Below are 15,099 nucleotides of genomic sequence, written 5' to 3'. Positions count from 1 at the left end.
CCCCCCCCCGCGGGGGGGCGGGGGCGCCGCCCCCCCCGCCCCCCCCCCCCGGGGGGGGCGCCCCCCCGGGCGCCGGCGGCCCGAACGGGGCCCCGCCGGGCCGCGCCCCACCGAACACCGTCTTGTCATCATCGTCATCAGCAGCCATCACGACCTCTCGGGTACAGCCCATAGCTCCAATTTAAGATGCGGCCAGTCACCTGCGAAATGCATCCCGATCGCAGGCGCCGTGGAAAATTCCCGCCACAGGGGTGAATTCTTTTCCAGCCGGAAATACACGTTAGAGGACAATACGCGGATCTGTCTGGGCGGGTTGGGCAGATGCTGCAGGGCAATGCCCGGCAGGTTGTTGTTCACGATCTCGGACATGCGCGTATTGGGCCCGACTTTACACAGTTCCGGGAACTGGCTTTGCACCTCGGTCAGCGGTTTCGCGCTTTCGACCTCGATCACGAAAGCCGCGTCGCGGAACAGGTTGCGGTCGGCGACTTCCGCGAGATAGGAGTTCTGCCGCACTTCACGCAACGGCAGACGGATGGCCCTGCCAACATCGCGGGACAGCAGCCGCTGGATATCCGCCACGATCTGGGAAAATGCCTCTTTCGGGTCGTCATGATCATAGGCCGCATAATCGGGCGCATGCCGGTTACCGCTGTCAAAGGTTGCCAGTTCCCCGGCCAGCGAGACCAATTCGCAATACAGTGCCTCGGGATGCACGGCAAAGGTGCGGGACATATGCCGCAAAACGCCAATCCGCCGATTGAGCGCCATCAGCATCAGGTAATCGCTGGCCTGCAAACCGCCGCCCGCCGAAGGGTCTGTCGCATAGCGGGCAAGACTTTCAAGCCGGGCCTCAATCCAGCCGATCACCCGATTCAGATAACCCAGGATCTGCGGATGCGCCCCGATCACCAGCGAAGGCGGCGGAAATGTCTCATCCAAAGTCACGACGCCGTCGCGCACTTCGGTGATACGGGCCAGACGGATATTCTGATAGCCCGGCCGGGGCGTCTTGCGTATCGCAAGCTCCAACCGCGGCACGGCCAGTTCAAGCATCTGCTCGGATCGCATGGACGAGGCTGAATCGCTGACTGTCTCGGTCACGATACCCCAGCGCGTCGTGGATCCTTCTTCGTCATAAGGGGCGGTGTCACGCATATTCGGCGATCGGTCGGGCAATGTCAGCCAGACGAACTGCCCGGCGGCATCATCGGGCACGGGTACGGCCACTGGCAGCGGGCCGGTATCGGGGGCATCGAATGGCGTGCCGTCAGGCATCAGCCCCGACACAGCCCGTAATGAGATCATGCCCTGCTGCGCCTGATCCCGGTCAATCGCCAATTCGCCCACCCCCCACGGGTAAGGCGTGATCAACCGGGTCCGCGCATGGACCAGATGCTCGTGGTAACGATCAGCTTGCTGCAAATGCTGGGGCTGCATGAACAGCCCCTCTTTCCAGGCAACCTTACTGAACCAGGACATGAAGGTTTGGCCCCCAACCTATAATCGAATGCGGCAACGAGCCCGACCGGGTTTCACCCGGCCGGACGGCTTCTGTCTGACGTGGCAAGCCTAAGCAATGGACCAACGGATGCCAATCAGAATTGCAACCGGATCTGGCCGGTCACACCCACGCTTTCCAGCCCATCACCGGAACGCGCATCGATTCTTGCGCTGGCGCTAAGCTGTCTGGGACGCAGTCCCGGCCCCGGTTGAAGAACCTTGATATAGTTCGCCCCGACACTGAGTTCCCCATAGGTTCCCAGATTGTCAGAGGTCAGCCGTTGCGGTTCAAAGCTGGCATTATTCGGGTCGAAGAAGGTCGAAACGCTGGGATCGGCAAAATCCTTGTAGATGGTACCGGTCGCAAAGGCATACAGGGCAGAATTCGATTCGGACTGCACAAAGGTCTTTGCGACCGTACCCGCCAGGAAACCGATCTGCGCATCGCTGTCTTCGAATTCAAGCTGATAACCGTCGCTGAATGTGATCGTATCGGTCTTGGAACGAGTGAAAGCGAAGCCCACGCTTGGCACAAATGTCCAGCCCTCTTCGCCGATCGGAAGCGTATAGCTTAACGAGCCGCTGAGCGTGTTACCCTTGCTCGAGAATTCCTCGTCATCAAGACCAAGACCTCCACCGTCCGTCAGGGCAGCATTGCTTGCGAGGAAATCGGTCTTCTCATGACGATACTGCAAATCGGCCTGGAAACGGCCTTTCGTCGCCGTCACATAAACGCCGCCATATATCTGATCGAACTCGGTATCGTTGATACTGGTTGGCTGATTACCGATCCGGCCTCCAGTAATCGGATCAGGCACGTAAACCGGCTGCGTGGTGTCGCCCTGGTTGACGCCCAGGAAACCACCGAAGGACATGCTCCAACCTGCAAAGCGGTCGTCGAAACAGGCGAAATCCGTTCCGACCTGCATGCCGTAATAAGTCGCGTTAATGGTGCTGTCGACTTTGACCGTTCCATTGTCGGTTCCGCCGGTGACTTCCGCGACGCCTCCGGTCGCACGGCCCCAGCTTCCGACGCCGCAAGGTTTGTCCGACGCATCGAAGGCCAGGCCGGTGACAAAGGGGCTTGTCGGGCGGTTGACCACAACGCCAATCAGCGACCGGGTCAGAGAGATATTTCCAAACAACGCGCCGATACCCGGATGGATGCTGCTCACCATCTCGATATCGCCGGATGCGATATCCCGATGCAGCGAGTAAATGACTTTCTCGTTTGCGATCGCCTGCGGGTTCAGAACCTTGTAGGTGAAATCATTTGCGGATTGATATTCCTCGGAGACATCGACCAGAGTTGTGCTTTGGCCAACATCGCTGACCTTCACGTCGCCCATATAATTCAACTGGATATCGAAATTCCCCGTCGCCGGGCCACCGGCCACAACGATCGCGTCGGATGTCATGTTGCTGAGATTGATATCAAGCGCATAGACCCCGGAACCCGAAACGCCGCCATTGACGGTCAGTTTATCGCCCACGGATTTATTCCGAGCCAGGTTGATCAGACCATCATTGGCAAGTGAGCCGTCGATTTCGATCGAACGAACTGCACGAATTATTCCATCCTGCCGGTTGGTCACATCGCCATTGAGAAGGGCATTCGCGCCAACCTGAACGATACCCGTATTGGTCAAATCGCCGTTCAGTGTGCCGTTCAGACCAAGCGCCACGTCGCGCCGGACCAGGGTGTTTCCTGCCGTAATCTGACGTCCGTCACGAATCCCGAAATTCGCCCCCAGATCGAGCGTACCCCGGACCGCGGCAGCATCGGTGATATCGAGATCGGATCCGTCGCCCAACCCGCGGTAACGCAGATCGCCGGTGATCTCACCATTAACACGCGCGACTCCGGTCGTGGCAAGCGAACCTTCAAGCCTGCCATTCTGCACATAGGTGCCGGAATTGCGGATATTTCCATCGAAGGTTCCACCGATATTCATCCGGCCCTGGTTTTCGGCAACAGTTCTGGACGAAAGAGTATTGCCATTTGTGACTGCAACGACGCCCAGATTGGTAAGACCGTCCGTCGCCAAAGCGCCGTTTACGCGCATCGTAGCGCCCTCGTTCTGGGTCAGGTGACCGGCGATATTCCCTGCCCCCCTCAGAACGCCCGAATTGGTCACATCGCCCTCGACGGTACCCTCTGACAGCACGACGGTTCCGTCTTGCCGGTTATCCAGCCCCGAGCCAAGCGTACCCACAATCACGAAGCGTCCGGCATTCGCGACATCGCTTTCCGAATCCAGCCGGTGGTCCGCCCGGATATTCACCGTGCCCGAATTGCTGAGACTGCTGACCGCCAGATCGCCGGCAGTCCGAAGCGTGCCCGTATTCGTGACGTCACGCACCGAACCGGCCAGATCGGCCGTTCCGGCATTGTCGAGATTACCGGCAATCGTCACCGTTCCCTCAAGGCTGCCGATTCTGGTATCGGTCGAGCTGTTCCGGACATCGCCATTGATCACTGCGCCATCAAGCGTGACGGTTCCGGCAGCATTCGCCAGCCGGCCGTTCAAAGTCCCTGAAAGATCAAGATTTCCCTGGTTCACGACACCAGCATCCGAATTGGCCGTCAGCGTACCGGCAACCGTCATCGTGCCACCGGCCCTGTTGATCACATCCTCGGCTGCAACCTCTCCGCCCTCCGCGATATTCACTATGCCGCTGGCACGGTTCGTCAGATCCGCGACATTGGTCAGGCTTCCCGACGAACGGACATCCAGCAAACCGCTGTTATCGATACTATTACCGTTGCCATCGACCGCTGCCGACACCGCCACGCTGCCCATCTCATCGTTCAGCAGCGCGCCGGCCAATGTCGTCGCCCGGTCATAAAGCAGATCAATGCTGTTCAGCACATCGCCGATCAGCGTCACCTGGCTAAGTTCAACTGACGAGCCCTCTCGCAGCGCGATCCTGTCGGCGGTGATCGTCAAGGAGCTGTTCGCCCCGTCCACCCGCACATCGCTGGTATTGGTGAATTGCCCCGAGACAGTCAGCGTCGCGTCGCGATCATCTTCGGTCATGTTGATAAGATTATGATTGGTCAGACCGCCCAGCAGGCTTGAATCCGACAGCACATTGATGGTGCCGTGGTTCAGCAGAATATCGCCTTCTGCGCGTGTAGATTCAGATGCAAGCTCGACCGTCGCACCGTCAAGATTGATCACGCCAGATGCACGGTTTGCGATCACATCGTCAGAGGTCAGGGTTCCGTTCAGATTAACCGTCCCGGAATTTGACAGGCTGCCCACGGCAAGCGAATCCGAGACATTCAGCGTGCCGTTCTGCCCCTGAACAACCGCACCGGTAACCGTGCCATTCGCGTCCAGCGTACCGCCATTATTCACATTCCCGTCGACGGTGCCACCGCCGGCAAGCTGCATCGTCCCGCGATTGCGCACATCGCCATCGATCGTGCCGCCCAGCACATTCAGCTTGCCGCCAGCCCGATTCCAAAGCTGGGATTCGGTCTTGACCGTACCCCTGACGGTCATATTGCCGGTATTCTCGCCCTCTTCACTGGCAGAGGTGAGTTCAAGCGTCTGGTCCCGGCGAACCGTCATGTTACCTGCATTCGTCAGATGCCCGGAAATCGAGCCCGAAGCCGACAGGTTGTTCGTATTGGCAAGATTCCCGGTAATATCCGCGTCCAGCGTCATGCGGCCGGCATTGGTAATATTCACATCTCCACCAGCCGCGCCCCGCGCCCGCCCCGAAAACGTCATATTACCGCCGGCGAGGTTCGCGAACTCTGTGCCGATAAGCACGCCGTCGGCGATATCTATCAGGCCAAGGTTCTCCAGATCGCCCCGGATCCTGCCGGATCCGGTTACCGCGCCCGAATTGCTTAGGTTGTCGGCGGCCAATGTGCCGTTATCCAACTGCACGGTTCCGATATACTCACCGCCGGCCAACTCACCGATATTCCCGAAGCTGGTACCGGCATCCAGCAAGCCAGAGAGGGTAACCTTGCCCTTGTTATTGATGAACTCGGAAACAGCGGTCAATTCCCCCGCCACATCGACGGCGCCGCCATCATTCGCGACACTCTCGGCCCGGACCTTGCCCGTCTGGCCGTCCTTATTCCGAACGGTCAGCTTCCCGGAATTACTCAGAGTTCCCAGAACACCGGCTGAATCCGACACCGCCAGATCACCGCCGGATACCACGACCGAGCCAGCACCATTGTTCAGGAAACGTGTGCCGACGGTAACGGTCCCGACATTTCCGCCTGCCGCATCAACATTCAGGGTGCCGGAATTCTCGAACCCGGCGACATCGGCGTCGCTGCCGGCGGAATTAACCTCAAGCGAACCGCCATCGACGTTAATCGTGCTGCCAAACCCGTTGCTGACACGGGTTGCTGCGGTCATTGCGCCAGCAATTTGCAAGGTGTCGCGGTTCATAACCCGGTCGGCCTCTACCGTGCCATTACGGCCATTCGCCACATTAACCGAGACGACGCCCCAATTATTCAGGTTCCCCAATACGCCATCGGCGTCCTTGACCCGCAACCGGCCACCATCAACATCGACCTCGCCGCCGGTATGATTGACGAATACCGTTCCGGCAGTGACCGTTCCGATAGCGGTTCCGCTGTCATCTCGGGCGATGGTCAGCTTGCCCGAATTGTCGAATGTGGCTGTCCCGATCTTGCCGCCATCGACCGTCACCTGCCCTGCACTGTCGTTGGCAAATGCCGTCTCGGCTGCCAGATCGCCTGCAACGGTAACGATATTGCTGTTCTCGATCGTATCAGCAGTGACCTTCCCCGCGGTGTCCCCCGCCATGCCGACATGGATCTGGCCGGAATTGGTCAGGGTACCCAATGCTCCTGCCGAATCCTCGACCGACAGGTTTCCTCCGTCAACCGTGACGACACCGCCATTATTGTCGAAGGCAGTCGCGGCGGTTACTGTTCCATCGCCGCCATTGATATCCAATGCCCCGATATTGACAAATTCACCGGTGTTCAGCCACCCATCGTTGACGTTGATCCGGCCGCCACGTTCATTGGTGACCCGGGTTGCAGCCGCCAACTCGCCGGCAACATCGATCCTGTTTCGGTTTGCAACCGTATCGACGGTGACCGAGCCGGCAACCCCTCCGGTCTCATTGACGAAGATTTCGCCCGAATTGTCCAGCGCGACGGTCTGGAGCACCCCACCATTAACGTTAACAGTGCCATTGCGATTATTCTTGAACTCGGTATCGGCGGCCAGATCGCCAGCAATATCGAATGTCCCGCCATTCGTGACGGTATCCGCAGCAACCGCTCCGACATGAGTACCGTTCAGATTGACTCTGAATCGCCCCGAATTGTTCAGTGCGCCACGAGTTCCCGCAGAATCCACGACCTCCAGGCTCGTGCCGTTCAGGTTGACGGTGCCGTGGATATTGTTGGTGAAGCTTGTGCCCGCCGTAACCGTCCCGATATTGCCGTTATTTACATTGACAGCAAGCGTTCCGGAATTCGTGACATTGCTGGCATCTATCACACCTCCGGCAACGATCAGCGCGCTATCCCTTTGATTGTGAAGCAAAGTCGTAGCCGCCAATTCGCCCGCAACAGTCATGCGATTGCTATTCGTGATCGTGCCGCCCGTAACCATGCCTGCGACGCCATTCACGGATCGGATAACCAACTCGCCCGAGTTATCAAGGCGGGTGGCATCGACCAGGCCACCGCTGCCAACATCAATCGTACCGCCCGCCTTATTGTGCAGCAGCGTCGTGGCATCCAACTCACCAGCGACATTGATGAGATTCTCGTTATTAATCGTCCCGCCTGTAACCCGGCCTGCGGTATCATTCACCGAATTGATATTCAGCGAACCGCGATTGACGAGTCGGGCCGCATCAACCAGCCCGCCATTGACATTGATTTCACCGCTCGTCGTGTTCACAAGCAGGTCACGCGCCTTCAACTCGCCAGCAACGTCAATCAGACCGTTATTCGCGATCGTATCGCCCGCAACGGTTCCGACAGCGTCATTGACAACATTAATAAAAACGTCACCCGAATTGGTGAATGTGCCCTGATGATCCGCATCGCCAACATCAATAAGGCCACCATTGACATTAACGGTGGCACCGCGATGATTATCAAACGCCTCTTCGACCCGCGCGGTACCGATATCGCCGCCGGCAAGGCCGACATTCACAATCCCCTGATTGCCGAAACCCTCGGTTTCAATAAGACCGCCCTGAATATTCAGTTCGCGATTGGTTTTATTGCTGATCCGACCGACATTGAACAAATGCGCGTCGGATGCTTGCTGCGCATCGTCCGAACCCACGGTCATCTTGCCGTCGTTTACGATGATATTGCCGCCGGCATCCACCTCGGATCTGACCTGCAATATACCAAGGACGGGGGAACCGTCTGCAACCTGTCTGGACGCATTGATCAATGTGTCGTTTATGGTCGCGGTGCCTGCGGCATCTTCGTAGGTCAGCGTACCGACATTCCGGATTTCACCATTCAGAATAAGGTTGTGGCCAACGGTGATATTCGATGCGGGTTCGAACTGAAATTTTTCGGCATTGATGGTCAGGGTGCTGTTCTGCCCAAGAACAAAATCGCCATTCGTGCCACCGTTCAGGAAAACACCGTCACCATCGCCCTTAACGGCGGAATCGGGGTCTTCGACGGTCAGTTCGACCGAAGCGCCATCTGTAACGGTGATCTTCCCGTAATTGCTTACCCCGCCGCGCACCGTCGGATTGCCTCTGTCATCCGCATCGGTCAGCGAAATGATGCCTTGCCCGGTGTTAAGCAGTCTCGGCGTTTCCAGAACGCCGCCGAGTGCCACAATACCGCTATTCTGAACCCCGTCAGAGACGATCAGATGCTCATCCGCGCCGATATCGATTATCCCGCGCAGATCGCCATTACCCTGATTGACAAGTTGGCCGTCAATCATCCCCGTTCCGTCAACACCAAGCTGACCGGCATTGCCATTGACGAAACGCCCGCTATGCAGGCCGCCATCCACAAGCACCGTATCGCCCTGGTTCTGCAGCGTCCCGCTGGTGGTTCCCGTAATCTCGAACAGCGCGCCTTTCCGTACGCTTAACTCGCTGACGTCAGAATCATTCTCCAGCATATTGCCGGCATAGACGACGGCGCCATCCCCGGTGCCTGCAATCTCGACCTTGCCCAGAAGGCCGGATTCAATCGTCAAATCGGAATCCACGTCGCCGGAGTTATTCTCCAGCAAAAGTGTGTCGCCGTTCAGACCGCCTCGGATAAATCCTTCGGAAAACGTATATTGCCCGGAATCCAGCCGAAGGCCGCCGACATCCACCGTGACATCGCCACCGAGCAAATCATAGCGATTACCGATCGTGATCGTGACAGGGTCAGGAAGACCGTCATCGTCACGATCTGCGCCTTCGGTCAGAACACCTATCTGGCCGGATGAGATTTTCCCTGCTGCGCGCCACCATCCGTTATCGTTCAAGCCGCGCCAGAAATTCGAATTATACCATTTCGTGCCCCATTCGCCGCTTTCCGGAAGCAGTTCCACATCATTGCCTGTCGTCGGCGTGGAAAAAAGCCCTTCACGCGTATCCGTATTGTCGAAATAAAGATGGGAATCCTGCGCATGCCCCTCTGGGGTCAGCATCAATGCCCCGACACCGATCAAAGCGGTTGAAAGCAGCAGACGGGAACGAAGGACAGAGCGATGCGGACGGCGGAAATTGACAAACATGATTGAAGCTTCTCTGAATAAGATCAAATAGGGAAACTTGCCACGGGAATACCCTGTCAAACCCGGCTTTAACAAGTGCTAACTAAAACTTTCCGACCCGTTGTGACCCGATCACCCCGGCTCCGGCCCGCGCAGCTGGTCGATCGCGGCGACATAGGCCCTGACTTCCGGGGACAGTGGCGGCTCCGGGGCGACAAGCGCCGGATTCGACCTGCCCGACATTTTACGCTCGGCCCAGTTCCGCAGATCGCCCAGGCTGTAGCCGCGCAGGAACGGGTTGGCCGAGACGACACCCGCCCCCATCACGCTGCCGACCGGCAGCGAGGGATCGGCACGCAAGGCCAGATCGGCTCCGGCCGGCCCAAGAAAATGCGCAAGATAAAGACGCCCCGCAGTGATCGAATGGCCTCGGGCACGAAGGAAAGCTTCGTTTTCCTGTGCCAGCCGCCGAACCATCTCGCGCGACATTCCGGGATCGAAACGCAGATCGAGCAATTCGCGCCGGGACAGGCTGGCCATCAGGTCGGGGCGATAATCCCGCATCATGCGCAGCCATGTGGAGTCGATAAACTGTCCCAGCCCGGTAGCCGATGATCGCGGATTCTGAGCACGTGCATTGCCCGCGCTTTCCACCTGGATGATCTGACCGATCAGGGCTTCAACAGCATTCGAGGCCATGACCTGACCGGCCGAGCTAAGATAGGACATGGGATCAACCGCCTGCCCGTCCTTGAGCAATTGAAACACAAGCCCCGTCTCCTGTCCGTCATCAAGCGGCCGCCCCACCACGCCGATTGCTGTACCGTGGGAAATCCTTCCGCCCTGTGCGACCTTGCCCGACAGGGAGGCCAGCCCCGAATATCGGCTGACCATGCCATTGGGATGGGTAATCTCGACCTGTATTCCGTTTTCGCCCCCGACCGATGCAAGCGTCACCTCGCCGTCGCCCGCCGCGATGACCGGGCTGCCGGTTGGGGCCGACCAGATGACCCGGCCGCGATCTTCCTGCCCCTCGGAGGGTGGCACGAAACGCTGTGACAGGACCCCGGAAACCGGGGCGATCATCTGCAACCCACCTTCGCTTTCCCGGACCCGGGAACCCGGCGCATAGCATTCGAATCCTTCCTCTTCGTCCGGAACGACATAGCATTCGCGCGCGCCCGCCTTGCCCGTCACACCTATATAAAGGATCGAGCCGGGATCGCCGTCGCTGCCCGGCGCATAGATCAGTGTCAGCCGGTCCGATTTGTCGGCATAGCTGTCCAGATCATAGACCTTGGCCATCATCGCGATCGCTTCGCCTGCGACCTGTGTGGGAATATCGTTACGCAACGCGGCGGAATATATCAGGTCAAGCAGACGCTGCTGTCCCGCATCCTGCCCTTCCTCACCCTCGCTGGAAAGCGCCTGTTCCAGCAGAGACTGATCCGCCCAGGCATCCGCAGACGGCACAAGCTGCCCTGCGGAAGACATCCCCAATGCGCCAACGAAGCCTTCCGTATCGTAGAGGGCAAGCTGGATGACCTGCCGCTGACCGCTTTGCATCCGATAGCGCAGTGCCAGAAGCGAACCTGTTGGCAGCACCTCCTTCAGCGAAAGCTGATCCCGGATACGCTGCTCCAGATAACCGGCATTTCCTTCTTCAAAACCGTTACGCTCCAACAATTCGCCGATGGCGACCGGGGCGGTCGTTTCAAGGACGATTTCGCGCCACAGGCTTGTCCGATATGCCGATTCCCGCAGGAAGACAGTGCTGGATGTCGGCTCCTGCCCCGCATCGAACGCAGCGCCAATATTGGTGTCATCCGCGGCGGCATCTATCAGCCGGGCACGATTCCGCTCTGACTGAAACAGCGCGAATTCCTCCCGGGTCGAGGGAAGCGTGGCGACAAGCTGACGATTGCTCAGAACCAGTTCACTTTCAAGAACAGCCACGGCGCGCAATGCCGCCGGGAGGCGGCGCGTGATTGCAGGATCGGAAGGGACCGGCTTTTCGCGTATCTCTGGCGCCTCGCCATCGTCCGAGGTCGGAATGATCAGCGGATCGCCGGGAATATTGGTAAAGGTGTCCGAACGCACCACCGGCGCGATGTCAAACTCGGACTCAACTTGCACCAGTGTCTCATTCTGATCCCCAAGCCGCAATAATGCCTTGAAATCCGGCTGAAAATAGCGAGTCCCCAGAAATGCGGCCAATGAAACGGCACAAATGCCTCCGGTCCAGCGAAACAGGCGAATCCGGAAACGACGACGGCGCGCGGCCCGGCCCATCTTCTGAAAGCGCGGGTCGACCCCGATCATCTTGTCACCGGATCGACCCCACCCCCAGCAGGCCGGGGCGCAGGTTAATCTCGCGCGTTGTCGGGGCCGTTGGCTGCGCAGACGCGCTGGCTTCCGGGGCGGCAGCCTGCGCGCGCGCGGCATTGGGCGCGGGCTGTGAACGGGTATTGCCGCCGCCGCTGTTTCTGCTTGGCGTCGCCTGAGCAACCGGTTGAATATCGGGGCATTCCACTGCCTCACGGCTGATCATGCCCCGATAAAGCCCGATTTCCGGAGTCGTCGATGCCTGCGCCGCCCCAGCCTCTTCGAAATAACGGCGCAGCGCCGAAGCCGAACCCGAACCCCAGGCACCGTCGATGCCACCGTTATAACAGTTCATCCGCGCAAGTTCAGTCTGGATTGCCGCGGCAACCTGTTCTCCCTCGGGATCGAACGCGCCACGGCCAAGAAGGCGGTTGAACATCGCCGGGTCACGACGGCGAATTTCCTCCCGTGCCTGATACGGCATACCAAGCGGTCCCCGCGAATCGGCGGCCACAAGCACCGCAAGATCCCCGACGATGATCGAGGGTTCGGGCGCACCGAGTCGCCGCGCCGTGGCCACAGATTCGGGAGCAAGAGCAACGCTGTCATTTGCGGTATCGGACGCAATCACCGGATTGGGATCGGCGCTGGCCAGAATAACCGGAGACGCACCCGTGGCACGCATCGATTCAGCCGGAAGGGCAGAGATCACCAGCCCGCCCGCGGGCGCCGTCGCCGCAACCGCAGTGGCTTCGCTCAGGCGATAGCCGCCTTTCCGAAGCACCTCCCGCCGGGAGGCGCCTTCTTTCACGGCGGCCGCAGCGAATGACTGTGCCAGAGCTTCGGCATCGCAATTCCCCGCCTTGTCCGAAACGGCGATCGTCACCTGCGAACCGTCGCGCAGAGCCGATTGCATCTGATCGGGATCGACGCCCCGCTCTTGCCAACCACAATCATTGACGACAAGCATCATCGGGCGATCCGCAGGCAGTTCCACCAGCATGTCGGGCAGCGATCCGACCCCATTTTCCGGCGCGGCCCCGATATAGATCAGATCGGCCCGCCCGCCGGCCAGTTCATCGCCAATTCCATCGGCAGGCACGACGGCAGCCTTGTCTTCCAGCATCGCAAGCGGCGCGGGCATGGACGCACCCACGATCAGCACAGCCGGATCAGTCTGCGCGAATGCCTGCCTGTCCGCTGCGCACAGCATAAGCATGGCAAGTATTCCCACGCTTTCAAACCGCATGAAATGCCCTTTTCCGATCGCCATCTGACTCAATACAGTTCCTGAATATCAGCCGCCGCCATTTCATCCAAGTCTCAAACCGGGCGAAGAGAAACGAATACGGTCCAATCCCGGCGCTCACCTGTATCCACTTCCATGAATCTCGCATCCAGAAAACCGCGCAGCAGACAATTTTCCTGCCCGGCAATCTCGAAACGACGTGGCGCCACGCACATTGGCGTCGTTCCCGACAACACCTCGTTTCCGAAAACATCCGCAGCGAAAACGTAATAATTGCGGTCGCGCAGCGGTTCTCTTTTCAGGACAGCGCATTGATTCGGCGCAACCCGCCACCAGCCATAGGTTATGAAGCCCTCGCCTTCCGGAGCGCCGAAGGCCACGTTCAGCACGTCATATGACTGATTGCATATCCGCATTTCCGCGCGCGCGCCTTGCGGCAACAATATCCCGGCCAGACCAAAGACGGCTACAAATACAGGTAATATTGATTTCATTTCCTTGACCGGAATAATTGAGCAAATGGTTTGGCCATGATAGGATTACGTTATCAGGGAGTATTTTGTACATGAAACCGATCTTTATAATAGGCGCAACCATACTTGCTGCGGGCGCCGCATTCGGTTTCGCGAAAGCGGTCGATCAGTTCGCACTGTCTCCTGACACCACCGCATCGGAAACGGGGATCGCGGTCGAGCGCAGCATCAACCCTACCGCGCCGCTAAGCGAAATCCGAAAGGGGATCCGTCCGTTAGGCACTGATTCGGCCCGGATACGCGACTTCGCCGATATTCCTGTCGAACCCGCGGCATCGCCCGATCTTCCGCAAACCGAACTGCCGGCTTCAGAAGCGGCACCCACGGCATCGCACCCATCCACAGCGGTTGCCGCATTGGATTCCGGCAGCCAACCGGCGGCGCCCGTCAATTATTTTGTCGCGCCCGGCGGACAGGATATGTTGCCCGGTTCTCCGGGAGCATTTTCCGAGACGGGAGCCCTGGATGAAACGGCTCGTGACAGGTTCGAGAATTTACCCATGATCGGGGTTTATCGCTGAGTTTTTATGAAAGGATTATTCATGCGCCTCAGTGCAATTGCGCTGCTTAGCGGTGCCGCTTTGATTTTTGCCGTGCCGGCCTCATGGTCGCAATCCGCGGAGCAGGACACAGAACAAACCAACCAGCCCGAAGCGGCGGCCCCTGCTCCCGAAAGTGACGCCGCAGACAGTGCCGCCCTCGCCGGTGGCAGTATCCTTCTCGAATTGAACGGCGCTGCCGCGACCGAGGATAACGGCTGCCGGCTGACGGTCGTGACCACGAACCGGCTTGATCAGGATCTTGGCCGCGCGGCGTGGCAAGTGGCGATTTTCGATGGTGATGGCGTAGTGAAGTCCTTGCCGATTCTCGATTTCGGCGCGATGGTCACCGGCAAGACAAAAGTTGCGATGTTCGAACTGCCCGATCAGCAATGCGCGGATATCGGGCGGATCGTCGTCAATGATGTCGCCGCCTGCACGACTGACGATGGCGAAGATCTGCGCGAAGCCTGCCTTGGCGGGCTTGCGACCCAGTCGCGCACGGATATCGATTTTGGGCTCTGATCGCTGAAGGCTTTCAAAGATGATTTTTTTCAACGACCTGCCGCTGACAACCAAGGCGGTTTTTGCCGCATTGACATTGTTGTCCATCCTGACGCTGACCGTAACCATCTTCAAACTTGTCCAGTTCCGCAGACTTGGCGTCGGCGGGCACAAGCGTGGCGAAGAGATCCTGGACGACTGGCTGAACGGCCGGCCCGACGAAGCGCAGCGCAAGGCTCAGGCCGGGCAGACGGTTCTGGCCCGCGTGCTGGGCGCGGTAATGTCGGGACTGCGCGCCCGCCCGTCCGAGCCTGGCTATGGCGAGGAACTGGCGCGGCAGGTCGCGTTGGCCGAAATGTCCCGCATGGGCGCAAGGATGCGCCTGCTCGAAGCAGTTGTGCAGATGGCGCCGATGCTTGGGCTTCTGGGCACAGTGATCGGCATGATCGATGCGTTCGGCAATCTGGCCCTGAGTCAGGAAGCCACCGATCCCCGGTTGCTGGCTTCGGGCATCTGGACAGCCCTCACCACCACGGCCGCAGGGCTTGCGATTGCGTTGACCGCCTATTTCATCGCGGCGTGGCTGGAAAGCCGGATCGAGGATGAGCGCCAGACCATCGAACTGGTGATCTCATCGGCCATTCATGGCCGGATCGCGCAACCGGCCCGCGCCTGAGCCATGGCCTCGGCTGGCACATCATATTCGCATCAGGCAGTCCGGGGGCTGGGGC

General features: G+C 59.1%; 8 protein-coding genes. 3 read left to right on the top strand and 5 right to left on the bottom strand.

Going from position 1 to position 15,099, the window contains the following annotated elements:
- Nucleotides 1-147: 147 nt before the first annotated feature.
- From tssK to Q0601_RS12925, 5 genes are all read right to left on the bottom strand, one after another.
- On the bottom strand, nt 148-1,482 hold the full coding sequence (gene tssK, locus Q0601_RS12945; RefSeq protein ID WP_305290258.1) for a type VI secretion system baseplate subunit TssK: 1,335 nt from the start codon (nt 1,480-1,482) through the stop codon (nt 148-150).
- Nucleotides 1,483-1,598: 116 nt separating this feature from the next.
- Complete coding sequence (locus Q0601_RS12940; protein WP_305290257.1) at nt 1,599-9,239, bottom strand: beta strand repeat-containing protein; 7,641 nt, start codon at nt 9,237-9,239, stop codon at nt 1,599-1,601.
- 111 nt (nt 9,240-9,350) lie between these two features.
- Nucleotides 9,351-11,540: a M23 family metallopeptidase gene (locus Q0601_RS12935; RefSeq protein WP_305290256.1), complete on the bottom strand. Its 2,190-nt coding sequence runs from the start codon at nt 11,538-11,540 to the stop codon at nt 9,351-9,353.
- A gap of 4 nt (nt 11,541-11,544) precedes the next feature.
- Complete coding sequence (locus tag Q0601_RS12930) at nt 11,545-12,816, bottom strand: hypothetical protein (protein ID WP_305290255.1); 1,272 nt, start codon at nt 12,814-12,816, stop codon at nt 11,545-11,547.
- Nucleotides 12,817-12,866: 50 nt separating this feature from the next.
- On the bottom strand, nt 12,867-13,286 hold the full coding sequence (locus tag Q0601_RS12925) for a DUF1036 domain-containing protein (RefSeq protein ID WP_305290254.1): 420 nt from the start codon (nt 13,284-13,286) through the stop codon (nt 12,867-12,869).
- Between the two features lie 71 nt (nt 13,287-13,357).
- On the opposite strand from Q0601_RS12925, the gene Q0601_RS12920 reads away from it, so the two are divergent.
- The 3 genes from Q0601_RS12920 to Q0601_RS12910 are packed head-to-tail and all read left to right on the top strand — an operon-like array spanning nt 13,358 to nt 15,044.
- Nucleotides 13,358-13,846: a hypothetical protein gene (locus Q0601_RS12920; RefSeq protein WP_305290253.1), complete on the top strand. Its 489-nt coding sequence runs from the start codon at nt 13,358-13,360 to the stop codon at nt 13,844-13,846.
- 21 nt (nt 13,847-13,867) lie between these two features.
- On the top strand, nt 13,868-14,389 hold the full coding sequence (locus tag Q0601_RS12915; RefSeq protein WP_305290252.1) for a hypothetical protein: 522 nt from the start codon (nt 13,868-13,870) through the stop codon (nt 14,387-14,389).
- A 19-nt stretch (nt 14,390-14,408) separates the two neighbouring features.
- Nucleotides 14,409-15,044, top strand: coding sequence for a MotA/TolQ/ExbB proton channel family protein (locus tag Q0601_RS12910; protein WP_305290251.1), 636 nt, complete (start codon nt 14,409-14,411; stop codon nt 15,042-15,044).
- The last annotated feature ends 55 nt before the right edge of the window (nt 15,045-15,099 follow it).

The organism is Paracoccus wurundjeri (assembly GCF_030678915.1).
Classification (GTDB): Bacteria; Pseudomonadota; Alphaproteobacteria; order Rhodobacterales; family Rhodobacteraceae; genus Paracoccus; species Paracoccus onubensis_A.
This window is presented reverse-complemented; position numbering and strand designations above follow the sequence as displayed.